This window comes from Solirhodobacter sp., assembly GCF_964715405.1.
Map to the genome: position 1 here is coordinate 20,446 of NZ_CBAICG010000009.1, position 23,217 is coordinate 43,662.

Annotated in this window: 23 protein-coding genes; 9 read left to right on the plus strand and 14 right to left on the minus strand. The window is 68.1% G+C overall.

Going from position 1 to position 23,217, the window contains the following annotated elements:
* Window positions 1-4: 4 nt before the first annotated feature.
* The 6 genes from AC11WY_RS05730 to murQ form a co-directional block, all read right to left on the minus strand.
* Window positions 5-1,000, minus strand: a complete 996-nt coding sequence (locus tag AC11WY_RS05730) for a serine hydrolase domain-containing protein (protein WP_482923443.1) — start codon at window positions 998-1,000, stop codon at window positions 5-7.
* Window positions 997-2,748, minus strand: coding sequence for an ABC transporter ATP-binding protein (locus AC11WY_RS05735; protein ID WP_482923445.1), 1,752 nt, complete (start codon window positions 2,746-2,748; stop codon window positions 997-999). The genes AC11WY_RS05730 and AC11WY_RS05735 overlap by 4 nt, the downstream gene beginning before the upstream one ends.
* Window positions 2,745-3,584 (minus strand): ABC transporter permease, encoded by an 840-nt coding sequence (locus tag AC11WY_RS05740; protein WP_482923447.1) that lies wholly within the window; start codon window positions 3,582-3,584, stop codon window positions 2,745-2,747. The genes AC11WY_RS05735 and AC11WY_RS05740 overlap by 4 nt, the downstream gene beginning before the upstream one ends.
* Window positions 3,581-4,540, minus strand: coding sequence for an ABC transporter permease (locus tag AC11WY_RS05745; protein WP_482923449.1), 960 nt, complete (start codon window positions 4,538-4,540; stop codon window positions 3,581-3,583). The genes AC11WY_RS05740 and AC11WY_RS05745 overlap by 4 nt, the downstream gene beginning before the upstream one ends.
* Window positions 4,541-4,604: 64 nt before the next feature.
* A complete protein-coding gene (locus tag AC11WY_RS05750) occupies window positions 4,605-6,125 on the minus strand; it encodes an ABC transporter substrate-binding protein (RefSeq protein WP_482923451.1) in 1,521 nt (506 codons plus the stop codon).
* A gap of 97 nt (window positions 6,126-6,222) precedes the next feature.
* Window positions 6,223-7,143, minus strand: coding sequence for an N-acetylmuramic acid 6-phosphate etherase (gene murQ / locus AC11WY_RS05755; protein WP_482923453.1), 921 nt, complete (start codon window positions 7,141-7,143; stop codon window positions 6,223-6,225).
* Window positions 7,144-7,312: 169 nt separating this feature from the next.
* Here murQ and AC11WY_RS05760 point away from each other — a divergent pair, with 169 nt between their 5' ends.
* On the plus strand, window positions 7,313-8,239 hold the full coding sequence (locus tag AC11WY_RS05760; RefSeq protein WP_482923455.1) for a MurR/RpiR family transcriptional regulator: 927 nt from the start codon (window positions 7,313-7,315) through the stop codon (window positions 8,237-8,239).
* 4 nt (window positions 8,240-8,243) lie between these two features.
* Here the strand turns inward: AC11WY_RS05760 and AC11WY_RS05765 are convergent, their stop codons facing one another.
* Genes AC11WY_RS05765 through AC11WY_RS05775 form a run of 3 tightly spaced genes read right to left on the minus strand, consistent with a single transcriptional unit; the run spans window position 8,244 to window position 10,491 of the window.
* The gene (locus AC11WY_RS05765; protein ID WP_482923457.1) at window positions 8,244-9,554 is read right to left on the minus strand and encodes an MATE family efflux transporter; all 1,311 of its coding nucleotides are present in this window, start codon (window positions 9,552-9,554) and stop codon (window positions 8,244-8,246) included.
* 5 nt (window positions 9,555-9,559) lie between these two features.
* Entirely contained in the window at window positions 9,560-10,069 is a 510-nt protein-coding gene (locus AC11WY_RS05770; RefSeq protein ID WP_482923459.1) for a PaaI family thioesterase, read from the minus strand.
* Window positions 10,066-10,491, minus strand: a complete 426-nt coding sequence (locus AC11WY_RS05775; RefSeq protein WP_482923461.1) for a PaaI family thioesterase — start codon at window positions 10,489-10,491, stop codon at window positions 10,066-10,068. Before AC11WY_RS05775 ends, AC11WY_RS05770 begins: the two co-directional genes overlap by 4 nt.
* A 120-nt stretch (window positions 10,492-10,611) precedes the next feature.
* Here AC11WY_RS05775 and AC11WY_RS05780 point away from each other — a divergent pair, with 120 nt between their 5' ends.
* Window positions 10,612-11,001 carry a MerR family transcriptional regulator gene (locus AC11WY_RS05780; RefSeq protein WP_482923462.1) on the plus strand — a complete coding sequence of 130 codons (390 nt, stop codon included), beginning with the start codon at window positions 10,612-10,614 and terminating at the stop codon, window positions 10,999-11,001.
* Window positions 11,002-11,128: 127 nt separating this feature from the next.
* Here the strand turns inward: AC11WY_RS05780 and AC11WY_RS05785 are convergent, their stop codons facing one another.
* The 3 genes from AC11WY_RS05785 to AC11WY_RS05795 all read right to left on the minus strand — a co-directional run bounded on the left by AC11WY_RS05785 (window position 11,129) and on the right by AC11WY_RS05795 (window position 13,532).
* On the minus strand, window positions 11,129-11,917 hold the full coding sequence (locus tag AC11WY_RS05785; protein WP_482923464.1) for an inositol monophosphatase family protein: 789 nt from the start codon (window positions 11,915-11,917) through the stop codon (window positions 11,129-11,131).
* Between the two features lie 238 nt (window positions 11,918-12,155).
* Entirely contained in the window at window positions 12,156-12,401 is a 246-nt protein-coding gene (locus tag AC11WY_RS05790; RefSeq protein ID WP_482923465.1) for a hypothetical protein, read from the minus strand.
* Window positions 12,402-12,626: 225 nt separating this feature from the next.
* Window positions 12,627-13,532 (minus strand): LysR family transcriptional regulator, encoded by a 906-nt coding sequence (locus tag AC11WY_RS05795; RefSeq protein ID WP_482923467.1) that lies wholly within the window; start codon window positions 13,530-13,532, stop codon window positions 12,627-12,629.
* A gap of 90 nt (window positions 13,533-13,622) precedes the next feature.
* On the opposite strand from AC11WY_RS05795, the gene metF reads away from it, so the two are divergent.
* Window positions 13,623-14,489 (plus strand): methylenetetrahydrofolate reductase [NAD(P)H], encoded by an 867-nt coding sequence (metF, locus tag AC11WY_RS05800; RefSeq protein ID WP_482923468.1) that lies wholly within the window; start codon window positions 13,623-13,625, stop codon window positions 14,487-14,489.
* A gap of 142 nt (window positions 14,490-14,631) precedes the next feature.
* The gene (locus AC11WY_RS05805; RefSeq protein WP_482923470.1) at window positions 14,632-15,096 is read left to right on the plus strand and encodes a PaaI family thioesterase; all 465 of its coding nucleotides are present in this window, start codon (window positions 14,632-14,634) and stop codon (window positions 15,094-15,096) included.
* Here the strand turns inward: AC11WY_RS05805 and AC11WY_RS05810 are convergent.
* Window positions 15,083-16,189 (minus strand): DUF2235 domain-containing protein, encoded by a 1,107-nt coding sequence (locus AC11WY_RS05810; RefSeq protein ID WP_482923472.1) that lies wholly within the window; start codon window positions 16,187-16,189, stop codon window positions 15,083-15,085. The two genes, AC11WY_RS05805 and AC11WY_RS05810, sit on opposite strands and share 14 nt — an antisense overlap.
* Before the next feature lie 141 nt (window positions 16,190-16,330).
* A complete protein-coding gene (locus tag AC11WY_RS05815; protein WP_482923473.1) occupies window positions 16,331-17,476 on the minus strand; it encodes a type III PLP-dependent enzyme in 1,146 nt (381 codons plus the stop codon).
* Between the two features lie 219 nt (window positions 17,477-17,695).
* Between AC11WY_RS05815 and AC11WY_RS05820 the strand changes: the two genes are divergently transcribed.
* The 5 genes from AC11WY_RS05820 (at window position 17,696) to AC11WY_RS05840 (ending at window position 23,107) form a co-directional block, all read left to right on the plus strand.
* Window positions 17,696-18,127 (plus strand): Lrp/AsnC family transcriptional regulator, encoded by a 432-nt coding sequence (locus AC11WY_RS05820; protein WP_482923475.1) that lies wholly within the window; start codon window positions 17,696-17,698, stop codon window positions 18,125-18,127.
* Window positions 18,128-18,206: 79 nt separating this feature from the next.
* A complete protein-coding gene (locus tag AC11WY_RS05825) occupies window positions 18,207-18,968 on the plus strand; it encodes a VOC family protein (protein WP_482923477.1) in 762 nt (253 codons plus the stop codon).
* 170 nt (window positions 18,969-19,138) lie between these two features.
* Window positions 19,139-22,108 carry a valine--tRNA ligase gene (locus tag AC11WY_RS05830; protein WP_482923478.1) on the plus strand — a complete coding sequence of 990 codons (2,970 nt, stop codon included), beginning with the start codon at window positions 19,139-19,141 and terminating at the stop codon, window positions 22,106-22,108.
* On the plus strand, window positions 22,108-22,698 hold the full coding sequence (locus tag AC11WY_RS05835) for a hypothetical protein (RefSeq protein ID WP_482923480.1): 591 nt from the start codon (window positions 22,108-22,110) through the stop codon (window positions 22,696-22,698). Before AC11WY_RS05830 ends, AC11WY_RS05835 begins: the two co-directional genes overlap by 1 nt.
* A 76-nt stretch (window positions 22,699-22,774) precedes the next feature.
* Window positions 22,775-23,107, plus strand: coding sequence for a DnaJ family domain-containing protein (locus AC11WY_RS05840; protein ID WP_482923481.1), 333 nt, complete (start codon window positions 22,775-22,777; stop codon window positions 23,105-23,107).
* The last annotated feature ends 110 nt before the right edge of the window (window positions 23,108-23,217 follow it).

Sequence of the window (23,217 nt, forward strand, 5' to 3'; positions counted from 1 at the left end):
CTCCTCAGCCGTTCACAAGATCGCCGACCGCCCGGCGCAGCGCGGCGATGCCGCTGTCGAAATGGCGCGTCGGGTGAATGCGGTTGGTCAAGAGCGTCCAGGCCCGGCCGCGGTCGAAATCGAGCCAGAGCCCGGTGCCGGTGAACCCGGTGTGCCCGATCGTGCCGTTGCTGCACGCGTCGCTGCCCGACCAGCCGGGATGCGCCCGTTCCCAGCCGTGGGTGCGGGTCGCCGACAGCGGCGTGCGCATCAGCGCCACGGCCGGACCGCCGCGGAGCAGCGCCTCCGCCCGGTCGAGGATCGCCCCGGCGGTGCCGAACAGCCCGGCATGGCCCGCCCCTTGCAAGGCGAAACAGTTGTCGTCATGCACCTCGCCGCACAGCACCCGGTGGCGCCAGGTGCAATCCTCGGTCGCCGCCGAAAGCAGGGGATCGGCGGCAAAGGCGAAGCCCGCGCCGGGGTCCATCCGGCGGATGCGCCTGCCCTCGTGGCGTTCCAGCGCGAGGCCCAGCAGGATGAAATTGATATCGGAATAGACCGGCTCGGCCAGCCGCCGCCATTCGCGTTGCAGCACGAAGGCGCGCAACAGATCGGCGTCGCGGCCGTAGGTGTAGATCGGTTCCACCGCCGGAAAGGGCGTCTGATGCCCCAGGCACTGGCGAAAGGTCACCTGCCGCTCCCACGCCCCGGCATCGTACTGCCGCAGGTCGGGCAAGAGCGTGGTCAGCGGCGCATCAAGCTCGATCACCCCCGCCTCGGCCAGTGCCAGGATGCGCGGCGTGGTGAACAGCACCTTGGTCAGCGAGGCGAGGTCGAACCAGGTATCCTCCCGCATCGGGCGCGCCTCGGGCACGATCTGCGCCTGCCCCACGGCGCGGACCATCCGCCCCACGCCCGGCGCCACCAGCCCGAACACGCCGCCCGGAATGCGCCCCGCCGCCACCGCCGCCTGAACCGGGGCGAAGGCCCGGGCGAACCGCTGGGCAAGCGCGCCCGTCATGCCCCGGCCTCCGCCCGTGCGCGGTGATCGGCGCCGACCTGCACCCACTCCGCCGTCGGCGGCTCATACCCCGGCGGGCGCAGCAACGTCGGCACCTGCGTCGTGTCGAGCGCAAAGCGCACATGGCGGCGCTCGATGTTGGGCACCGCCGCGATCAGCCGCCGGGTGTAGGAATGATGCGGCGCCGACAGCACCGCGGCGGCCTCGCCGATCTCGACGATCTGCCCGGCATGAACCACGGCGATGCGGTGCGCGATCCGCTCCACCACCGCCATGTCATGCGAGATGAACAGGTAGGCCAGGCCGAAGTCGCGTTGCAGATCGACCAGCAGTTCCAGCACCCGCGCCTGCACCGAAACATCCAGCGCCGACACCGCTTCATCCAGCACCACCACCGAGGGGTTCAGCATCAGCGCCCGCGCGATGCACAGCCGCTGCCGCTGCCCGCCCGAAAACTCGTGCGGATAGCGCGCAAGGCTGTCGGCGGGCAGTTCGACGCGGGCCAGAAGCTCCGCCATCCGGCCCCGCACGGCGTCATCAATGCGGTGGCCGGTGGCAATCACCGGCTCGGCCAGCAGGCTTTCCACCCGCAGGCGCGGGTTCAGCGAGGCGTAGGGGTTCTGGAACACCATCTGCACCGGGCGCAGGCTGGCCCCCGCCCGGGCATCGGCGGCGGGCAGGTCAAGCCGCCCCCGCGATCGCACAAGGCCAAGGATCGCCCGTGCCGCGGTGGATTTGCCCGACCCGCTTTCGCCGACGATGCCCAGCGTCTCGCCCGCCACCAGATCGAAGCTGACCCGCTCCACCGCGTGCACCTCGCCCTTGGCGCGGGCAAAGAGGCGCCGCGCCACCGGAAAGCGCACCACCAGATCGTCCACCGCCAGCACCGGGGCCACCGCCGCACCACCTGCCCGCGGGCCGTCCCGCCGCACCGCACGGCCGTTCGCGAAATGCGGCACGGCATGCAGCAGGTGCCGCGTGTAGGGGTGTTGCGGCGCGTCCAGCACCTGGGCCAGCGCGCCCTGTTCCACCGCGCGCCCGGATTGCATCACCATCACCGTATCGGCAATGCCGGCGACAAGACCGATGTCATGCGTGATGAAGATCATCGCCATGCCGGTTTCCTGCTTCAACTCGCCCAGCAGCGCCATGATCTGCGCCTGCACGGTCACGTCGAGCGCGGTCGTCGGCTCGTCGGCGATCAGCAGGCGCGGGTTGCAGGCCAGCACCGAGGCGATCATCACCCGTTGCAGCATCCCCCCCGATAGCTGGTGCGGGTAATCACCCAACCTGCGGCCTGCATCGGGGATGCGCACCCGGTCCAGCGCCTCTTTCGCCGCCGCCCGCGCCTGCGCGCCCGCCAGGCCGCGATGCAGCCGGAACGCCTCTTCCATCTGCGCGCCGATCGTCAGCACCGGGTTCAGCGAGGTCATCGGCTCCTGAAAGATCATGCCGATCTCGGCCCCGCGCACCTGCGTCATGGTCGCTTCGTTGGCCTCCGTCACCTCCAGCACGCGGCCATCCGCGCGGGTCAGCCGGATGTGGCCTGCCGTGATGGTGCCGCCGCCAAAATCCACCAGCCGGTTCAGGGCGAGCGCGGTGACCGACTTGCCCGACCCGCTTTCCCCCACGATCGCCAGCGTCTCGCCCGCAGCCAGATCAAAGCTGACATCCTGCACGACCTCGCCCGCCTTGGGGTCGCGGCCAAAGCCGACGTGCAGACCCTGAACGGACAGCAGCGCCGTCATGCCCGCCCCCGTGTCTTGGGGTCCAGAATGTCGCGCAAGGCGTCGCCAAGCAGGTTGAAGCCGAGGATGCCGATCATGATCGTCACGCCGGGGGCGATCATCAGCCAGGGCGCGGTTTCCATCAGGTTGCGGCTGTCGCTGAGCATCAGGCCCAATGATGGCGCGGGCGGCTGGGTGCCAAGGCCGAGAAAGCTTAAGCCCGCCTCGGTCAACAGCCCCCAGGCCAGCGCCAGCGTCACCTGCACCGTCAGCGGCGCCACGATGTTCAGCAACAGGTGGCGCGTCAGGATGTAGCGGTTGCTGCTGCCGAAGGTGCGCGCCGCATCGACGAACTCGCGCGTTTTCAGCGACAGCGCCGGGCCGCGCACGACGCGGGTGAAGATCGGCATGTAGACGAAGGCGATGGCCAGCACGCTGGTCCAGGTACCCGGCCCCAGGATGGCGACGATCAGGAGCGCCAGCAGGATCGCGGGAAACGCCAGCAGCACGTCCATGCCGCGCATCACCACGCCGTCCCACAGATGCCCGACCCAGGCCGCCGTCAGCCCCAGCACGGTGCCGACGATGGAGGCGGCGGCAACCGAGAGGAAGGCCACGAAGAACGACTGCCCGATGCCCACCATCAACCGGCTGGCCATGTCGCGGCCAAAGAGGTCGGTGCCCAGCCAATAGGCCAGCCCCGGCGGGTGCAGCCGGTCCAGCCGGTATTGCATCAGCGGATCATGCGGCGTCAGGCCCAGCGCGCCCAAGCCCGCGAGGGTCAGATAGACCAGCACGATGCCACCGCCGATGCGCCCGCTGGGATGGTGGAAGATGGCGCGGAGGATGCGGTTCACCGCCCACCCGCCCGGATGCGCGGATCGAGCCAGAAATAGGCCAGATCGACAGCCAAGTTCACGATCATGAAGTTGAAGGCGACGAACAGCACCGCCCCCTGCACCAGCGCGTAATCGCGTTGCAGGATCGCATCCAGCACCATCCGCCCGAGGCCGGGCAGTGCGAATATCTGCTCCACGATCACCGCGCCGCCCAGCAGATAGCCGAACTCGATACCCGACAGCGTGACGACCGGGATCAGCGCGTTGGGCAGGGCGTGGCGCCAGATCACGGTGTGGGCGGGCGCCCCCCGGCTGCGCGCGGTGCGCACGTAATCCTCGCCCAGCACGTCGAGCATGGCGGATCGCGCGATCCGGGTGACCGAGGCCGCGAACCCCGCGCCCAGCGTGATCGCGGGCAGGATCAACTGACCCAGGTTGGCCAGCGGGTCTTGCCAGATCGGCGTGAACGCCCCCATCACCGGCAGCACGCCGAACCCCGCCGACAGCACGTAGATGATCAGCAGGCCGAACACGAAGCTGGGGGTGGACTGGCCGATCATCGCGGCGATGCGCACCGCCAGATCGGCGCTTCGTTCGTTGCGGGTGGCGGCGAAGACGCCCGCGGGCACGCCGATCAAAAGCGCGATGACCATCGACAACAGCGCCAGTTCCAGCGTCAGCGGGAAGCGTTGCAGGATGACCTCCAGCACCGGCTTGCCGTAGGTCACCGAAATCCCCAGGTTTCCGTGCAAGAGGCCCCAGAACCAGTGGCCGTATTGCACGATCCACGGCTTGTCGAGACCGAAGTAGACCTGAAGCGCGACCCGCTGCGCCGGGGTCAGCAGGCCGGCCTCGGTGCCCAGCATCGCGGTGATCGCGTCGCCGGGCACCAGCCGGATGGCAAAGAAGACCAGGCTCGACACCCCGATCAGCACCAGCGGAAAGGTCGCGAGGCGTCGCGTCAGAAGGTTCATCCGGGTCGGGCCTTTCAGGCGGGTCAGGCACCCGGCGCCGGGATGGCGCCGGGGCCAAAGGTCACTACTTCAGCGTGACCGCACTGAGGCCAAAGAGCGTGCCGGTGGGCGTCGGCACGAAGCCCTGCACGTTGCTGCGCTCGGCGACGTAGGTCACCGGCGTGTAAAGCCAGATCCAGGGCGAAACCTCGGTGATGTGCTTCTCGAACGCGGCGAAGATCGCCTTGCGCTTGGCCGGGTCGGTTTCCACCCGCGCCGCGTTCATCTGGGTGTCGAGGTCATCGTCTATGTAGTTCGCGACCTTCTGCAGGTTGCCGGTCTTGGTCCAGTAGCGGTTGTACATCGTGTAGGGGTCCGGCCGCCCGCCGTTCAGCGCCACCGCCATGTCGAAGTCGCCCTTCAGCCAGGCATCGACGTAGACGTTCAGCTCCATCATCTTGATGTCGAGCTTGATGCCGATCTGTGCCAGTTGCGACTGGATCACCTGCGCCTCGGCCGCCGAGGTGGCAGGCTCGCCGGTCGCCGCGATCACCGTCGCCGAGAAGCCGTCGGCGAACCCGGCGTCCGCCATCAGCTTCTTCGCCATCGCCAGATCGGGCTTGTAGCAAAACAGCGTGCTGGGGTCGGTGGCATAAGCCGGCACCGTGATCGGGCCGGTCACCTGGCCTTCACCCAGTGCGGCGGTATCCAGCACCGCCTTGCGGTCGATCGCGCAAGACATCGCCTGACGCACCTTCACATTCGTCATTGCCCCGCGCGAGGGGTTCAGTTGCAGCACGTTGTAGGAAATGCTCGGCGTCCGGTCGAGCTTCAGGCCCGCGACGCCCGGCACCAGCGTGGCAACAAGCGGATCGTTCAGCAGCGCAAGGTCGATCTGCCCGGCGCGCAACGCGGCAAGGATCGCCGTTTCGTCGGGCAGCACCGCGATGTCGATCTCGTCCACGCCGACCTTGCCGCCCGCCCAGTTCGGGTTGGCCACCAGCACTTCCTTGGAATTCGGATCCCAGCTTTTCAGCGTGAACGGGCCCGAGCCGATCGCCTTGGTGCCGACGCTGCCATCGGCAATCGCGCTGGCGGGCAGGATCGCGGCGTTGACGCTGGCCATCGCGGCCAGCACCGGCACATCGGGCTGCGACAGGTTGAACACCACGGTGCCCGCGTCCGGCGTGTCGATGCTGGCGATCGACAGGAAGTTGGCGCGGGTCGCGGCCCCCGTCGCCTCGTCCAGGATCCGCTGGAACGACGCTTTCACGTCGGCCGAGGTCACCGCGTCGCCGTTCTGGAACTTCGCGGCGGGGTCGAGCTTGAAGGTCAGCGTCTTGCCATCGGCCGAGAAGGCCCAGGATTTGGCGATGGCCGGCACGACGTCCAGCTTGGCGTCCAGCCGCACCAGCGGTTCGTAGATCAGTTCCAGCAACCGGATCGACGAGAACGCCGTCTGTTTCTGCGGATCAAGCCCGGTGGCGTCCTGCGACCAGGCCATGTGCAGCGTGGCGGCATTTGCCACCCCCGCCAACCCGATGCACCCGACCAGGGCCGCGACGGCCACGCCGGACAGCGGGTTCAGTCCTCTTTGCTTCATCATGTCAATCTCCCTATTGGTTTGCGTTTTTTTGACGTTCGTTTCGTCTTGCCGGCCACGGGCGCCGTTGCCCCGCAGCCGGGTCGTTCCTCGGGTCGCGTCAGCCGTCGCCCTCGATCGCCCGGCGCAGAAAGCCGCCTGATCGCGCCAGCATCCCGCGCGCCGCCTGCGGGTCCAGCCCCGTGAGCATCACCAGAATCGCCAGCTTCACGTCGCTTCCGCTCCGGTTCAGCGCGGCCTGCGCCGCCTCGGCATCGCAACCGCCGGCCTGCATCACGATCCGCACCGCACGCGCCATCAGCTTGTGGTTGGTCGGTCGCACGTCGACCATCAGGTTCTGATAGGTCTTGCCGATCCGGATCATGCTGGCCGTGGTCAGCATGTTCAGCACCAGCTTCTGCGCCGTGCCCGATTTCAGCCGGGTCGAGCCGGTCAGCACCTCGGGCCCGACCACCGGCGAAATGGCAATATCGGCCAGTGCCGCAATCGCCGAATCCGGGTTGCACGACAGCGCGACAGTGGCGGCGCCGATTGCACGCGCATGGGCCAGCGCGCCCAGCACATAGGGCGTGCGCCCGCTGACCGCGATGCCGACCACCACATCGCTTGCGGTCAGCCCGATCCCTCGCAAAGCCGCCGCCCCCGCCTCGGGGTCATCCTCGGCGCCCTCGATCGAGGTGGTCAACGCCTTCGGCCCGCCCGCGATCAGGCCGATCACCATGCCAGCAGCCACGCCGAACGTCGGCGGGCATTCCGAGGCGTCCAGCACCCCCAGCCGCCCGCTGGTGCCCGCGCCGACATAGACCAGCCGTCCGCCCATGTCGAAGGCGGCCACGATGCGATCCACCGCCGCCGCGATCTGCGGCAGCACCCGACCGACGGCCTCGGGAACCAGCCGGTCTTCGTCATTCATGCGGTGCAGAATCTCGACGGCAGGCAACAGGTCGATGTCCATCGTCCGCGGGTTGCGCCCTTCGGACACCAGGCCTTCCAGTTCGGACATCAGCGCGTGGTCCTGCATCCGCCAGCACTCCCGACAGTCGCGCTCGCTTGGAATCGCGGGGGAGCGCCCGACCACGCTAGAATTTAATATTCCCATCGTCAACATTCACCTGGAATATGATATTCCTATCCGCGCGGGCCACCCGACAATCTTCCCTGTCATTCGCGGCCCGGATATTTTAATCACCGTGAACCGGCCGACGCCCTCAGGCCGCCGCCCGCAGATCGCCAAGGCCGCCATGTCCGTTCTGACGAAAATCCTCACCAACCTCGGCACGATGGCCCCCGCCGATCGCGAGATCGGCCGCTACATCGCCGAGAACCCGGAAAAAATGCTGGGCCTGTCTTCGGCGGCATTGGCGGCCGAAACCGGGCGCAGCCAGTCGAGCGTCGTCAAGTTCAGCCAGAAGCTCGGCTATGCCAGCTATCAGGATCTGAAACTGGCGGTCAGCACCGCCCGCGCGCATGAGGCGCGGCTGCCCACCGACGCGATCCACGGCAGCATCGAGCTTGGTGACGGTTTCCAGACCGTGCTGGACAAGCTGCTGGGCAGCAAGTTCCGCGCGATGCGCCAGACCCTTGCCGCCAACCCCGAGGCGACGATCCTGCGCGCGCTCGACGCGCTCGACGCCGCGCGCCGCATCAGCCTTGCAGGCGTGGGCGCCTCCTCGCTGGTGGCCAGCGACTTCTCGTTCAAGCTGATGAAGCTCGGCCGCAACGTCGTGCACGGTGGCGACAGCCATGTGCAGATGGCCAATGCGGCGGGGCTGGAGCCGGGCGACGTGCTCTTCGCGCTGTCCTACTCGGGCGCCAGCATTGAAACCCTGCGCATCGCCGAACGCGCCGCCGCGCGCGGCGCCACCGTGATCGCGGTCACCGGGTTGCAGGACAATGCGCTGGCCCGCGTCGCCGACATCGTGCTGCACACGGTGGCGGATGAGGATCGCGTCCGCTCCTCCTCGATCACCGCGCGCGACGCACAGTTGACGCTGACCGACCTGCTGTTCCTGCTGACCGTCCAGCGCCAGCCCGACGCCGACGACTACATCCACAACAGTGAAGAGGCGGTCGCGGCATTGAAGGCCTTCGGGCCGGGCGGCGCGGGGCGGAAATGACGGCTTATGCCGCCCGGCGCTCGACGCCCGGATAGAACGCCGCCATCGTCACCCCGCGCATCGCGTTCAGCACCATCAGCGATGCCCAGAGCCCGGCGTTCTGCCACAGCGGGATCAGCGCCGTCAGCGCCAGCACATAGCACGCCACCGAAATCGCCATCGCCTTCAGCATGGCGCGCGTCATTGTCGCGCCGATGAAGATGCCGTCGAACATCCAGCTTGCCACCCCCACCAGCGGCGCCGCCACCACCCAGGGCAGGAAGGCCCGCGCCGTTTCACGCACGCCGGGATCGGTTGCCATCAGGTCGATGATCCGCGGCCCCGCCAGCGCAAAGACCGCCGCCAGCGCCACCGCGCCACCGGCGCCCCACTGCCCGGTCAGGATCGCCGCACCGCGCACCAGCCCTGGTGCCCGCCCGCCCACCGCCTGCCCGACCAGCGACTCGGCGGCGAAGGCGAAACCGTCCAGCGCGAAGGCGGTGATCTCGATGAACTGCATCAGCACCTGATTGGCGGCCAGCGTGCGATCGCCGAACCCGGCGCCAAGAAACACGAAGGCCGTGAAACAGCCCTGCAACAACACGGTGCGCAGCATGATGTCGGTGTTGACCTTCAGCATCAGCTTGACCCGCGCCCGGTCGAACACCCGCACCCAGTCGTGCCACTGGTCCCCGCCAAAGGCCGCCCGGCACAGCCACAGGCCCAGCGCCAGTCCCGTCCACTCGGCGGTCAGCGTGGCGCTCGCCACGCCGCGCACGCCCCAGCCGAGGCCGAGCACGAACCACAGGTCCAGCCCGATGTTGACTAGGTTCATCCAGAGTTGCAGCAGCAGCACGCCGCGCGTGCGTTCCGTCGCGATCAGCCAGCCGGTGACGGCATAAAGCGAGATCGTCGCGGGCGCGCCGAAGATACGGATCGCCAGGAAGGCCCGTGCCAGCCGCTCGACCTCGGCCGAGGCGGGGGCCAGCCGGAACGCCAGCCAGAACAGCGGCGCCTGCAGCAGGATCGCGGCCAGCCCCGCCGCCGCCCCGATCATCAGCGCCCGCAGCAGGATCGCGCCAGTCTCGGCCGCGTCGCCCGCGCCGCGCGCCTGCGCCACCATGCCCGAGGTGCCCATCCTGAGGAAGCCGAAGATCCAGTAGACCGAGGCGAGCACCACCGACCCCAGCCCGACCGCCCCGATCGGCGCCGCCTGCCCCAACTGGCCCACCACGCCGGTATCGACCGCGCCCAACAGCGGAATCGTCGCGTTCGACAGCACGATCGGCAGCGCGATCGCCAGCACCCGCCGGTGCGTCAGCCGCAGTTCAGCCATGGCGCTTACACATCGCGGGCGGGCATCAGGAAATGCCCCGTCGCCTGCGCGAACAACCGCGAGCGGTTGTCCTGCCAGGCCTCGACATGCACGCTCGCATAGCGCCGCCCGGACCGGTTGATCCGCGCCCGCGCATAGGCATCGCGCGGCAACCCGGTCCGCAGGTAGTCCACCGTGAAGTCGATCGTCTTCGGCAGCCGCGGAATATGCGTCGAGTGCAGCGTGGTGGGGTCCAGCCGCCCCGCCTCCATGTCTTCCCACAGCGCCGCCCAGGCCAGTTCGATGATCGCCGTGACCTCCAGAAACGCCGCAGTGCCACCGCCATGCAGCGCGGGCAGGATCGGGTTGCCGATCAGCTTGTCGGAATAGGGCAGGATCGCGGTCAGCTCATCCCCGCGACGGTCGAACTCGACGCCGAGGAACTGGATATAGGGCACCCCGTTCACCAGCGCATGCAGCGCCGCATCGCGGCGCTGCTTGATCACCTGCACGGGCTCGTGCTTGGGACGGGTCATGGCGCGCGCTCCACGGTAAAGGCGCCGCTGGCGCTGGCCACCGGGCGCGTGTCGTCGTCGTCCGTCGCGGTTGCGCGCACAAAGGCCACGGTGCGGGTGACATGATAACACTCGGCGCGCGCACGGATGCGCTGCCCCGGCGCCGCGGGGCGCATGTAGTCGATGCGAAGGTCGATGGTCGCCGTCCCCGCCGCGCCGGTCGGGTGGTTCATCACCGCCGCCCCGCAGCAGGTATCCATCAGCGCAAAGACCGCGCCGCCATGAATCACGCCGCTTGCCGGATCGCCGATGAAGCGTTCGTCATAGGCCATCGACAGTTCGACGGCCCCCTCGCCCACCGTTTCCAGCCGCATCCCCAGCGCCCGCGCATGGGGAATCGCCTCGATGAACTGTCGCGCGATGCGCGTGCGCTGGTCGGTCATGCCGCTGTCTCCCGTTCGCCATTCCGTTATTCGCCCTCGCCCCCGGCGCCGCAAGACCCATTTGCGCGCGCCGATTGCATGGGGCGGCGCAAGCGGCTAGCCTGAGCCCAGGAGGGACCGATGGCCGATGCCCGGATCAGCTTCAAGGACATGTGCGCCCGTTTCGACGCGACGCCGCGCACGTTGCGCTACTACGAATACATCGAGTTGCTGTCGCCGCAGAAAGAGGGTCGCGCCCGCTTCTACGGCCCGCGCGAGGTGGCGCGGATGACGCTGATCCTGCGCGGCCGCCGATTCGGCTTTTCCCTGGAGGAAATCCGCCAGTGGCTGGAACTTTACGGCATGCGTGGCACTCTCCCGCAGATGGAGGCCTGGATCGGGCTGGCCGATCGCCAGCTTGACGTGCTTGCCGGCCAGAAGGCGGAACTGGAGGCAACGATCGCCGACCTGCGCGCACTGCGCGACCAGACGGCGGAAACCCTCGCGGCGGGTTCGCCCGGACCCGCCTGATCTTCGGTTCAAGAATATCGCGCGGGGGTGAGAAGCGCCCGGAAGCGCCCCAGTGGGGCGTTTCAGCGACGAACGCCCGCCCCGTGGGCGGGCTGGGGGCGCGAAGCCCCCGCGAGGCCAGCCGCCGTCACTCGCCGCGCAGGATCGAGGCCAGCGGCTTGAACATGTCCGCGTTGGCCGCGATGATCGCGCCCTTTTCCAGCATGTCGTCGCCCTCGCGCACCGGGCCGACGATGCCGCCCGCCTCGCGCACCAGGATGATTCCGGCCGCAATGTCCCAGCTGTGCAGCCCGCGTTCCCAGAAGCCGTCATACCGCCCCGCCGCGACATAGGCGAGGTCGAGCGCCGCCGCCCCCCAGCGCCGCACACCGGCACAGGCGGGCATCAGGCGGCCCAGGTCCTGCAGCGTCGCGGGCAGGGTCGAGCGTCCGCCGAACGGAATGCCGGTGGCGAAGATGCACTCGATCATCTTGGTGCGCCCCGAAACGCGCAGCCGCTGCTGGTTCATCCAGGCGCCCTGGCCCTTTTCGGCCACGAACATCTCGTCCTTCGCAGCGTCAAAGACCACGCCCGAAACGATCTCGCCCTTGTGCTCCAGCGCGATCGACACCGCCCAGTGCGGCAGCCCGTGCAGGAAGTTCGTGGTGCCGTCCAGCGGATCGACGATCCAGCGCCGCGTCGGGTCGGCCCCCTCGACCGCGTCGCTTTCCTCGCCGACCCAGCCATAGGTCGGCCGCGCGGCCATCAGGTCTTCGCGGATCATCGCCTCGGCGGCCATGTCGGCCCGCGACACGAAATCGCCCGGCCCTTTGGAGGACACCTGCAGGTTCTCGACCTCGCGGAAGTCCTTCACGAGGCTGCGGCCCGCCTTGCGGGCGGCCTTCATCATCAGGTTGAGGTTCGCGCTGCCTTGCATCGGGGGCTCCAGATCGGTCAGCGGGAGCGTATAGGCGGGATGCGCAGCGAAGGGAAGGGGCCAGCCCACCGCCGCGAACAGTCACACGCGGGGCCGGGTGCATTGCTGCGGCAGGACGCCGCCAATACGCAGAAAAACACCCCCAAACCCACTTGAGCGGGCTTGGGGGTGGGTAGGTCACGGACATCAAAGGCTCATCGAAGAACCCGCATCACGTGTATCCCGGCAGTTGCCTGTTTCAGTTCTTGGCCATCGTGACGGTCGAGTTGGTCGACGTCGTGGACTTGTTCGACAGAACCGCCACCAGCAAGAGAATTCCCAAGCCGGCCGCGACCATTTCCGGGCTCAGGCTGCTGGCCGGAGCGACGGGCGTGGTCTGCACGACTGCAGGCTCCTGCTCGACGACGACCTTGTTCAGGTTCCCGGCGAACACCGACGAAGCTGCAAGCGAAGCGGTCATCGCGCACACAATCAGCATTTTCATTCGAGTCTCTCCAATCATCCAAGGGGTGCAGACATCCAAGGCGCTGCTGCGATTTTGAATACCACGTATCTGATCAATATGCGAATCGGGCCGCCGATGCAACACAGCGATGTGCTCGCGTCGCCTGAATAGGGCCCGTCCATCCGGATCCGCGTTGGTTCGGTGTGCCGCTCCGCCGCCGGGGCCCACCCTGCGGCGCGGCCCGGTCCCGTGCCACCGTGCGCCTCACCCGCGCTGCAACTTCACCGGCTCGCTGCGCCCCAGCCGCAGGAAATGCGCCATGAAGGGCTTGGTTGCGTCCTCGTCGCGCGTCGCGGCGTATAGCCGCTTGACCAGCCCGGCCTCGGTCACCGGCCGCGTCACATAGTCGGCGTTGGTCCGGACCTGGCGCACCACCCAGTCGGGCAGCACAGCCACGCCGCGGTTGGCCGCCACCAGCATCAGGATCACCGCCGTCAGTTCCACCTGCCGCACCCCGCGCGGCTCCACTTTCGCGGGGGTCAGCAACTCGCTGAAGATATCCAGCCGGGCGCGGTCCACCGGATAGGTGATCAGGATCTGGTCGCGAAAGTCCTCTGCCACCACGAAAGGCTTTTCCGCCAGCGGGTTCTGCGACGAGGCCACGAACACCGGCGCGTAATCGAACAGCGGGTTGAAGATCACGCCCGGCAGGTCTTCGGGGTCGGACGAGACCACCAGATCGACCTCTTCGCGCATCAGGGCGGGCAGCGCACCGAAGGCCAGACCGGGGCGGATATCCACGTCGATCTCGGGCCAGGCGTGGCGGAACTTTTCCAGCACCGGGAACAGCCAGTCGAAACAGGCATGACACTCGATCGCGATGTGAAGCCGCCCGGATTTGCCCGATTGCAGCGCGCGAAACTCCTCGTCCAGCGCGTCGATCTCGGGCAGCACCTTCTCGGCCACCCTGAGCAGGCGCATCCCCGCCGCCGACAGCTTCAGCGGCTTGGAGCGGCGCACGAATAGCTCGACCCCGGCCTGATCCTCCAACCCCTTGATCTGGTGTGACAAAGCCGACTGCGTCATGTTCATCATATCGGCCGCTCGGGCCAGACCGCCGGCATCATGGATCGCCTTGATGGATCGAAGGTGGCGGAATTCCAGATGCATCCTGCTGTCGTCCTCATGTTGATGATGAAGATTATGAATTTGTCTCACATCCCGCAAGGTGCGAAAAGAAGGGCAACCAAGGAGTCGCCCATGCCCGTTCCCGCCGTGTCCTTCGAGTTCTTCCCGCCGCAATCGCTGGAGGCGAGCTTCCGGCTGTGGGAAACCGTCCAGATGCTGGCGCCGCTGCGGCCCGAGTTCGTCTCGGTCACCTATGGCGCGGGCGGCACCACCCGCAAGCTGACGCATGAGGCGGTGACCACGATCGGCAAGGCCACCGGCCTGAAGGTTGCCGCGCACCTGACCTGCGTCGATGCGACGCGGGCCGAGACGCTGGTGATCGCCGAGAGCTATGCCGCCGAGGGCATCACCGACATCGTGGCGCTGCGCGGCGATGCGCCGAAGGGTGCCAGCCGTTTCACGCCCTACCCCGACGGCTTCGCGAACGCGGTCGAACTGATCGAGGCGCTGGCCGAAACCGGCAAGTTCACGCTTCGCGTCGGCGCCTATCCCGACCGCCACCCCGAGGCCGCCGACGACCGCGCCGACGTGCGCTGGCTGAAACGCAAGATCGACGCGGGCGCGAGCGCCGCCATCACCCAGTTCTTCTTCGAGCCGGAAACCTTCCTGCGCTTCCGCGATGCCTGTGCCGCCGAGGGCATCACCGCCCCGATCATCCCCGGCATCCTGCCGATCGAGAACTGGGACGGCGTGAAGAAATTCGCCGCCCGCTGCGGCACCGCGATCCCGGCATGGCTGGATGACGCCTTCGCCCATGCCAAACGCGACGGGCGCGAGGAATTGCTGGCCACCGCCCTTTGCGCCGAGTTGTGCGACACGCTGATCGGCGAGGGCGTCGAAGACCTGCACTTCTACACCCTGAACCGCCCGCACCTGACCCGCGATGTCTGCCACGCGCTGGGGCTCTCTCCGGATGTCGCGCTGGAAAAGGTCGCCTGAGGCCAAGGCACCCGCACTCCCGGCTTGCAGGCGCGGCCCCTGTCCGCGCCGCGCGAGAATACTCGGGCCGCACCTTCGGGCGCGGCCTCTTTTCTTCCGCAACGCCGGAAATCCGCCTAGGGTCCGCAGCATGGAGGTGCCCATGCCCGACCCGTCCCCACCCGACCGCGCCACGGTCCTGTCGCTGTCCGGGCTCGACTATATGCGCGGGATGCTGGCGGGCCGCTTCCCGCGCGCGCCCATCGCCGGCACGCTGAACTTCCGCCTGCACGCCGTCGATCCCGGCCGCGTCGCCTTCCGGGGCAGCCCGCTGGCCGCGCACGGCAACCCCTTTGGCGCGGCGCATGGCGGCTGGTATGGCGCCATCCTCGACAGTGCGCTGGGCTGCGCGGTGATGACGGTGGTGCCGCAGGGATCGGTTTACACCACGCTGGAATACAAGGTGAACATCATCCGCGCCCTCCCGCTGGGCACGTCGGCCGAGGCTTTGGCCACGGTCGCCCACGCTGGCCGCAGCACCGTCGTCGCCACCGCCGAATTGCGCGGGCTGGAGGACGGGCGGCTTTACGCCACCGGCTCCACCACCTGCCTGATCATGACCGGCTGAGCGGCGCCGCCCGCCCCGCAAGCCCGCGGTAGGCCCGCCGCCACCACGGCTGGCTGTGGGCCTCGAACCAGGCCGCGGCGCTGGGATGCACCGCCTCGGACGGGTCGGCACCCACCGGCCGCCGCCGCCGCGTCAGAAAGAGCTTGCCCGACCCGTTCCAGGTGCCCAGCATCGGCGCATCCGGATCGCAGGAAAACCGCGCCCGCCAATCTTCGGGCAGCGGCATCCCGGCCCCCGCCGCCTTGTCGAGCATCCAGACCAGCGGGATGTTCGCCAACGGCCGCGCCTGCCCATAGCGCCCGAGCATTCCGCCCACGTCGCCATGCGCGCCGCGAAACCAGACCTGTTCCACCCGGCCCGGCCAGTCGTCGCGGCTTTCCCACAGCACCGGCGCAAAGGCCACCCGCGTCTCGTCCAGCGCCAGCGCGTGAAAGCCGCGCCGGATGGCGGGCCCGAGGTTATGGTTGTGGAAGGCGTGCCGGGGCTGGCTGTAGCGGCGCAGCACCGGATAGGGCAGCCCCAGCGCCTTCACCGTATCCCAGACCCCGACCATCTCGATCTCGATCCGGTGATGGCAGTAAAGCCGCGAGAAGGCCGCCGCCGCCGCACTGTCGGGCGTCAATTGATAGTGCCGGTAGGCCATCACCACGTTGCGCACCGTAGCCTCGTCCGCGCGCAGGAGGCCGACCCGGTCCATCACCCCCGCCAGCGAGCGCACCGCATAGGCGCCACGCGAATAGCCCAGCAGAAAGATGCGGTCGCCGGGGCGATAGCGCGAGGCGAGGAACCCGTAGGCCCGCCGGATCTGGCGGTTGATCCCGCGCCCCTCCAGCACCTCGTGCGCCTGGGTCCAGGCCGTCCACTGGATGCCCGCCTCGTAATAGACCGAAATCCGGGCCGAGGGCGTCAATTCGCGCAGCAGACGGTAGGTCAGCCCGGCGTTCGTCTCCTGCCCCGGTGCAAGGCTGGACATCGTGCCGTCGAGGATCACCACATGATCGACCGCACCCCGCACCGGTGCCGCCTCGGGGCTGTGCGCCTCGATGCTGGGCGATTGCATCCAGCGGCTGATCCGATCCCGGAGCCGGCGCATGATCCGCGTCCTTCCTGCCCCGACCCTGTCGGGCGGGGAAGAGATCAGCTTAGCACAGGTCCAACCCGTTGCGCAGCGCACGTTTTTTTTGACGAAGGCATCACGCGGCCGACAGGATGCAGGTCGGCCGCGTTGAACCGGTCAGCCGCGCAGCGCCAGCACCGTCGCGAGGCCGAGGTCGCCAAAGCCGTTGAACCGCGTGTTGGTCGCCATCGAATAGGCGCCCATGCCGTGGAACAGCACATAGTCGCCTTCCTCCATGTCGCCCGGCAGCGCGATATCGCCCGGCAACCGGTCCACGCTGTCGCAAGTCGGCCCGAAGACGATGCGACCCACCGTTTCGCCGGCGCGGCGGGCGCCAGTGGGGCCGCGCACCTCGATCCGGTCGATCACGCCGATCATCGGCAGTTCGGTCAGCGCGCCGTAGACGCCGTCGTTCAGGAAGACGTGCAGCCCGTCGCGGATGCCGTTCACCCGCGCCGCCAGCACGAAGGCCTCGGCCACCAGGCCACGCCCCGGCTCGCAGATCAGCGCGGGGCGGTTGTCGCCAAACGCCTCGGTCGCCGCGCGGTCGATCAGCGCGAAGGTCGCTTCGATCCGCGGCATCACCTCGTTCAGGCGATGCGAGGGGAAGCCGCCGCCCACGTTCAGGCGCGCGATGGTGACGCCCGCGTTGTTGGAGATCTCGGCGGCGGTGCGGATATAGGTCTCCCAGGCCGCCGGGTCGGTGCATTGCGTGCCGGGGTGGAAGGTCAGCGAGGGGGTGAAGCCATAGCCCGCCGCTTCGCGCAGCAGATCGCTGGCCACTTCAACCGTCGCGCCGAACTTGGCGCCGAAGTTGTACGCCGCCCCCTGCACCGGCAGTTTGAAGCGCACCGAGATTTCGCAGCCCTCGGCGGGCACCATCTCGGCCAACTTCTTCAACTCGGAGTGGCTGTCGACCGAGTAGGACTTCACCTCCATCTCGACCGCCACGGCGATCTCGGACCGGGCGCGCACCGGGTTATTGTAGTGCAGCGCCGCATCGGGCACCAGGCGGCGGATCATGCGAATCTCTGCGGGCGAGGCCACATCGAAACCACGGATCCCGGCGGCGGCCAGGTTCTCGATCACGATCTCGTCGGGGTTCGACTTCACGGCATAGGTCACCAGACCCGGAAAGCCGTCAAGAAAGCGCCGCGCGGTGGCTTGCAGGACCGCGGGCGAGAAGAACATCACCGGCGCATCCGGTTGAGTCTTCGCAAGAAATTCGGACGGATTGGTCCATATCGTTTTCGAGAGCCCCATCGGCGGTGTCCTTTCATTGTGCCAACAGAGCGCAGCCTTCCCCAGCCCTGGAATACCAGTTCGGAGCCGCTTACGCGTTCAACCAAACCAGGCCAGGTGCGTATGAGCCGCCCTTTTCCTGAAAACGAAGTCTGCTGCATATGCGCGACAAGTTCACCGATGAAAAGAGTTGAATTGTGCGAAATTCCCGGCAGAATGACGAAAACCGAAGGCAGAATGATGGATGACCTCGACGACAAGCTTCTGGCGGCCCTTGCAGCGGATTCGAGCAATTCAACCTCGCGTCTTGCGCGGCGGTTCAAGGTGGCGCGATCGACCGTGCAGGCCCGGATCGAGCGGATGGAACGCACCGGCATCATCGCGGGCTATACCGTGCGGCTGGGCAATGTCGTGCTGGCGCGGCGCATCCGCGCCACCGTGCTGTTGCAGATCGAACCGCGCGGCGGCCCCACCATCCTGCAACGCCTGAAGGCGATGCCGGAGGTCGAACTGGCCCACACCACCACCGGCCGCTTCGACCTGATCCTGCAGGTCGCCGCGGAAACGACGCAGGAGCTTGACGGCGTGCTGGACCAGATCGGCGCCATTCCCGGCGTGCGCGGAACCGAAAGCCTGATCCAGCTTTCGACCCGGATCGACCGGGCGGTGTGAGGGCTACGGCACGGACTTCCCCGTTGTCAGCCCCTCCCGCCAGAGGCACCATTGCGCCAGCGCAACCCGGAGCCCCGCCATGACCGACTCATCCCACGGCCTGCCCTGCTGGTACGAACTGATGACGACCGACCTTGACGCCGCGCAGGGTTTCTACGGCGCGCTGATGGGCTGGACGGTCACCGACGCCGGGATGCCCGGCTTTGACTATCGGCTCGCCGCGGCGGCGGGCACGATGGTCGCCGGGATGATGGGCCCGGGCGATAGCGGGATGCCGCCGTTCTGGATGATCTACTTTGCCGCGGACGATTGCGACGCCACCGCCGCCGCGGCGCAAGCGGCGGGCGGCGCCGTCTACAAGGCCCCGGCCGACATTCCCGGCACCGGCCGCTTTGCCATCCTCGGCGATCCGCAGGGCGCCGCCTTCGGCATCCTGCAGCCGCTGCCCGGCGGCGCGGGTGGCGCCTTCGACCAGCGCAAACCCGGCCACGGCAACTGGAACGAGCTGATGACCGCCGACCCGGTTGCCGCGATGGCCTTCTATGGCACCCTCTTCGGCTGGACCGAGGCGCGGCAGTTCGACATGGGCCCGGCAGGCGCCTATCGCCTGATCGGCCACAAGGGCATCGAGATCGGCGGCATCTTCGGCCTGATGCCGGGGCTGGCGCGATCACACTGGCGGCCCTACTTCGGCCTGCCCTCCGCCTCGGCTGCCGTGGCGCAGATCACGGCCACCGGCGGCAAGCTGATCCGTGGCCCCGACGAGGTGCCGGGCGGCGCCTTCACCGTGCAGGCGACCGATCCGCAGGGCGCGGCCTTCGCGGTGGTCGGGCCGAAGTAGCGCACGCAAGCGGCGGGCGGGCGAGCGGGGGTTTCACACCCCCGCACCCCCGTGGGATACTTGAGGACCGAAAGTGCAGGGCGCCCCTGCGCAAGGGACCGGGCCCGAACGCTCTTGGCCTTGGGCGCGTCCTCCGGTAATCCGGTGCGCGAACAAGGAAAGACGATCCGATGCCGATGGAAAAGACCTTCGATGCCGCCGAGGCGGAGCCCCGCATCTATGGCGCGTGGGAACAGGCGGGCGCCTTCAAGGCGGGCGCGAACGCGAAACCGGGCGCCCAGCCGTTCTGCATCATGATCCCGCCGCCGAACGTCACCGGTTCGCTGCACATGGGGCACGCCTTCAACAACACGCTGCAGGACATCCTGACCCGCTGGCACCGGATGCGCGGCTTTGACACGCTGTGGCAACCCGGCACCGACCATGCCGGCATCGCAACGCAGATGGTAACGGAACGCGAGATGGCGAAGAACGGCGAGCCGTCGCGGCGCGAGATGGGGCGCGAGGCTTTTGTCCGCCGCGTCTGGCGGCAGAAGGTGCAATCGCGCGGCACCATCATCGGGCAACTGAAACGCCTTGGCGCCTCGGCCGACTGGTCGCGCGAGGCCTTCACGATGGGCGGCGCCGCGGGCGACCCCGAGGCGGGCAATGGCCCGAACTTCCACGATGCCGTCATCAAGGTCTTCGTCGATCTTTACAACAAGGGCTTCATCACCCGCGGCAAGCGGCTGGTGAACTGGGATCCGCATTTCGAGACCGCCATCTCGGACCTCGAGGTGGAGCAGGTCGAGGTCAACGGCAACCTCTGGCGCCTGCGCTACAAGCTGGCCGACGGCGCGACCTACGAACACCCGACCGCCTTCGACGACGACGGCCGCGCGACCGAATGGGAAACCCGCGATTACCTGACCGTCGCCACCACCCGCCCCGAAACCATGCTGGGCGACACCGGCGTCGCCGTCCACCCGACCGACATCCGCTATGAACACCTGATCGGCAAGCACGTGATCATGCCGGTCACCGGCCGCCGCATCCCGATCGTCGGCGACGCCTACGCCGACCCCGACAAGGGCACCGGCGCGGTCAAGATCACCCCGGCGCATGACTTCAACGACTGGGGCGTGGGTCAGCGCTGCGGCCTGCGCGTCATCAACATCATGGACACCCGCGCCGCCATCGCGCTGGACGGCAACGCCGATTTCGCCGAGGGCTGCCCCGCCGAAATGATCGCCGCCGCAGTCGAACTTTTCCACGGCCGCGACCGCTACGAGGCGCGCGACGCCCTCGTCACCCTCGCCGCCGACGAAGGCTGGCTCGACGGTATCGACGCCGACCGCCACATGGTCCCACACGGCGACCGCTCGAAGGTCGCCATCGAGCCCTTCCTGACCGACCAGTGGTTCGTCGCGACCGACAAGATCGTCGGCCCCGCCCTCGACGCCGTGCGCAATGGCGACACCGTGATCCTGCCCGAGCGCGACACCAAGACCTACTACCACTGGCTCGAAAACATCGAGCCCTGGTGCATCTCACGCCAACTCTGGTGGGGGCACCAGATCCCGGTGTGGTATGGGCCAAACTTCCCAAGAGGCGGCATCTCGAAGACGCAATCCCCCAATGACGGCAGTTTCCTCAGATTCGTTGGCGCGGACTTTTTTGAGATCAAGCGTCAGGCAGCAGCCTATTACGGCACTGACAACGTCATAGAGAACATAGAAGGAGTGGGCCGCGAGTTTGCTATTTCCAATGAACAGACAAACCGAACCATTCGCGTCGGATGGGATGTGGAAGAACTTGACGACGGTGCCTTCAAGGTAACTAGAGTTGGCTTGCAACGCGACCCCGACGTCCTCGACACCTGGTTCTCCTCCGGCCTCTGGCCCATCGGCACCCTCGGCTGGCCCGAGAACACCCCGGAGCTGCAAAAATACTTCCCCACCTCGGTCCTGGTGACCGGGTTCGACATCATCTTCTTCTGGGTCGCCCGGATGATGATGATGCAATTGGCCGTCGTGAACGAAGTGCCCTTCAAGACCGTCTACGTCCACGCCCTCGTGCGGGATGAGAAGGGCAAGAAGATGTCGAAGTCGCTCGGCAACGTGCTCGACCCGCTGGAACTGATCGACGAATACGGCGCCGACGCGGTGCGCTTCACCGTCACCGCGATGGCGGCGATGGGGCGCGATCTGAAACTCAGCACCCAGCGCATCGCCGGTTACCGCAACTTCGGCACCAAGCTCTGGAACGCCTGCCGGTTTGCCGAGATGAACGGGGTGTGGGACGGCCACGCTACCGCCCCGGTGCCGCAGCCCAAGGCCACCGTGAACCGCTGGATCATCGGCGAAACTGCCCGTGCCCGCGAGGCGGTCGATGAGGCGCTGACCGCCTTCCGCTTCGACGGCGCCGCCAACGCGCTTTACGCCTTCGTCTGGGGCAAGGTCTGCGACTGGTACGTCGAATTCGCCAAGCCCTTGTTCGACAGCGAGGACACCGCGACTGAGACCCGCGCAACGATGGCCTGGGTGCTGGACCAGTGCATGATCCTCCTGCACCCCATCATGCCCTTCGTCACCGAGGAGCTGTGGGGCACCACAGGCCAGCGCGCCAAGCCGCTGATCCACGCCGACTGGCCGACCTACGGCGCAAGCCTCATCGACCCGGCGGCCGACCGCGAGATGAACTGGGTGATCGCGCTGATCGAGGAAATCCGTTCCGCCCGCGCCCAGATGCACGTTCCGGTGGGGCTGAAGCTCGACATGCTGCAACTGTCGCTCGATGACACCGGCATGGCCGCCTGGTCGCGCAACGAGGCGCTGATCAAGCGGCTGGCCCGGATCGAAAGCCTGACCCCGGCGGCGCAGGCCCCCAAGGGCGCGCTGTCGATCGCGGTCGAAGGTGGCGCCTTCGCCATCCCGCTCGACGGCATCATCGACATCGCCGAGGAAAAGGCCCGGCTGGCCAAAACGCTGGAAAAGCTCGAAAAAGACCTGAACGGCCTGCGCGCCCGGCTTGGCAACCCCAAGTTCCTCGCCTCCGCCAAGGAAGAAGTGGTCGACGAAACCCGCGCCACGCTGGAACAGGGCGAGGACGAGGCGGCGAAGCTCAAGGCGGCCCTGCGGCGGCTGGCGGAGGTGGGGTGATGGCGGGGCGGATCGAACGTCTGCACGGCCGCTACCGCCTGATCGCGGCACCCTTGCGGGGCGAGCACATGGCCCGCGCGTTCCTGAAGGATGTCCAGGGCGGCCCGATCCAGGCCGAGACCCGGGGGGCCACCGCCGAGGCCGCGCTCGCCGCCCTTGGCCAGACCCTCGATGCCGCCGATGAGGCCGACCGCACGTCCCGCCGCCATGCTGAAGAGTTGCGCTTCGACGTTCCAACCGCCCGCGAATACGAACAGGCTCTGAAGGTCTGCACCGATGGCGGCAAGCACGGGGACGCCCTGCTCATCTTGCGCTATCTCGCCGCTGCGGGCGCGGAGGGTGCGACCAACGCCGCGCTCGGCCGGGCCGCGGGCAAGGCGGAGTTCGGCTATTCCGATCTCGCCCTCGGCACCTTGGGCGGCAAGGTCGCAGCCTACCTGTCGGTCCCCCTGCCGGCCCCGGTCTGGGATAAGCAGGGCCGCACGATGACCAGCTACATCCTCGCCGCCGGTCGCCAGCCGACCGCCGAGGGCGAGGTTACGATCCGCATGATCCACCTGGAGGTCGCGGAAGCCCTCACTCGCCTGTGACGGCCAGACCATCCGCGCCCCTTGCCCCTTCCCCGCACCGGGCGCATCCTGCCACTGTCCCACCCCGGAGGCCCCGATGACCGACCGCCTCTCCCGCCTCGCCGAAAGCCGCATCCGCAAGGCCGAGGCCGAGGGCCAGTTCCGCAACCTGCCCGGCGCGGGCAAACCGCTGCCCGACCGGCCCGGCGACGCCTTCACCGACCCCGGCGACGCGCTCGGCTACCGCATCATGGCCGAGGCAGGCGCGATCCCCGTGGAATTCCGCCTGAAAGCCGCCGCCGCCGCGCTGCGCGACCGCCTTTCCGCCACCACCGACCCGGCCGCGCGCAAGGCGCTGATGGCCGAGCTTGCCCAAGCTGAAATGAAGCAGGCCATCGCGGAAGAAGCGCGGCGCAAGTTCATGCGGTAGCGAGCCCCTCGCCCGGCCCTGTCATCCCCTGCACAAGCGGGGATCTCCCACCCGGCCGAGGCGGCCAAGCGCGGCGGGGCGGATGCGGTGTCCCTGTCATCCCCGCGCAA

What these genes read in the sequence shown, in the direction of transcription:
- AC11WY_RS05730 (WP_482923443.1), bottom strand. Translation starts at nt 1,000, where the DNA reads ATGACGGGCGCGCTTGCCCAGCGGTTCGCCCGGGCCTTCGCCCCGGTT.
- AC11WY_RS05735 (WP_482923445.1), bottom strand. Translation starts at nt 2,748, where the DNA reads ATGACGGCGCTGCTGTCCGTTCAGGGTCTGCACGTCGGCTTTGGCCGC.
- AC11WY_RS05745 (WP_482923449.1), bottom strand. Translation starts at nt 4,540, where the DNA reads ATGAACCTTCTGACGCGACGCCTCGCGACCTTTCCGCTGGTGCTGATC.
- AC11WY_RS05750 (WP_482923451.1), bottom strand. Translation starts at nt 6,125, where the DNA reads ATGATGAAGCAAAGAGGACTGAACCCGCTGTCCGGCGTGGCCGTCGCG.
- murQ (WP_482923453.1), bottom strand. Translation starts at nt 7,143, where the DNA reads ATGCAGGACCACGCGCTGATGTCCGAACTGGAAGGCCTGGTGTCCGAA.
- AC11WY_RS05765 (WP_482923457.1), bottom strand. Translation starts at nt 9,554, where the DNA reads ATGGCTGAACTGCGGCTGACGCACCGGCGGGTGCTGGCGATCGCGCTG.
- AC11WY_RS05770 (WP_482923459.1), bottom strand. Translation starts at nt 10,069, where the DNA reads ATGACCCGTCCCAAGCACGAGCCCGTGCAGGTGATCAAGCAGCGCCGC.
- AC11WY_RS05775 (WP_482923461.1), bottom strand. Translation starts at nt 10,491, where the DNA reads ATGACCGACCAGCGCACGCGCATCGCGCGACAGTTCATCGAGGCGATT.
- AC11WY_RS05780 (WP_482923462.1), top strand. Translation starts at nt 10,612, where the DNA reads ATGGCCGATGCCCGGATCAGCTTCAAGGACATGTGCGCCCGTTTCGAC.
- AC11WY_RS05785 (WP_482923464.1), bottom strand. Translation starts at nt 11,917, where the DNA reads ATGCAAGGCAGCGCGAACCTCAACCTGATGATGAAGGCCGCCCGCAAG.
- AC11WY_RS05790 (WP_482923465.1), bottom strand. Translation starts at nt 12,401, where the DNA reads ATGAAAATGCTGATTGTGTGCGCGATGACCGCTTCGCTTGCAGCTTCG.
- AC11WY_RS05795 (WP_482923467.1), bottom strand. Translation starts at nt 13,532, where the DNA reads ATGCATCTGGAATTCCGCCACCTTCGATCCATCAAGGCGATCCATGAT.
- metF (WP_482923468.1), top strand. Translation starts at nt 13,623, where the DNA reads ATGCCCGTTCCCGCCGTGTCCTTCGAGTTCTTCCCGCCGCAATCGCTG.
- AC11WY_RS05805 (WP_482923470.1), top strand. Translation starts at nt 14,632, where the DNA reads ATGCCCGACCCGTCCCCACCCGACCGCGCCACGGTCCTGTCGCTGTCC.
- AC11WY_RS05810 (WP_482923472.1), bottom strand. Translation starts at nt 16,189, where the DNA reads ATGCGCCGGCTCCGGGATCGGATCAGCCGCTGGATGCAATCGCCCAGC.
- AC11WY_RS05815 (WP_482923473.1), bottom strand. Translation starts at nt 17,476, where the DNA reads ATGGGGCTCTCGAAAACGATATGGACCAATCCGTCCGAATTTCTTGCG.
- AC11WY_RS05820 (WP_482923475.1), top strand. Translation starts at nt 17,696, where the DNA reads ATGGATGACCTCGACGACAAGCTTCTGGCGGCCCTTGCAGCGGATTCG.
- AC11WY_RS05825 (WP_482923477.1), top strand. Translation starts at nt 18,207, where the DNA reads ATGACCGACTCATCCCACGGCCTGCCCTGCTGGTACGAACTGATGACG.
- AC11WY_RS05830 (WP_482923478.1), top strand. Translation starts at nt 19,139, where the DNA reads ATGCCGATGGAAAAGACCTTCGATGCCGCCGAGGCGGAGCCCCGCATC.
- AC11WY_RS05835 (WP_482923480.1), top strand. Translation starts at nt 22,108, where the DNA reads ATGGCGGGGCGGATCGAACGTCTGCACGGCCGCTACCGCCTGATCGCG.
- AC11WY_RS05840 (WP_482923481.1), top strand. Translation starts at nt 22,775, where the DNA reads ATGACCGACCGCCTCTCCCGCCTCGCCGAAAGCCGCATCCGCAAGGCC.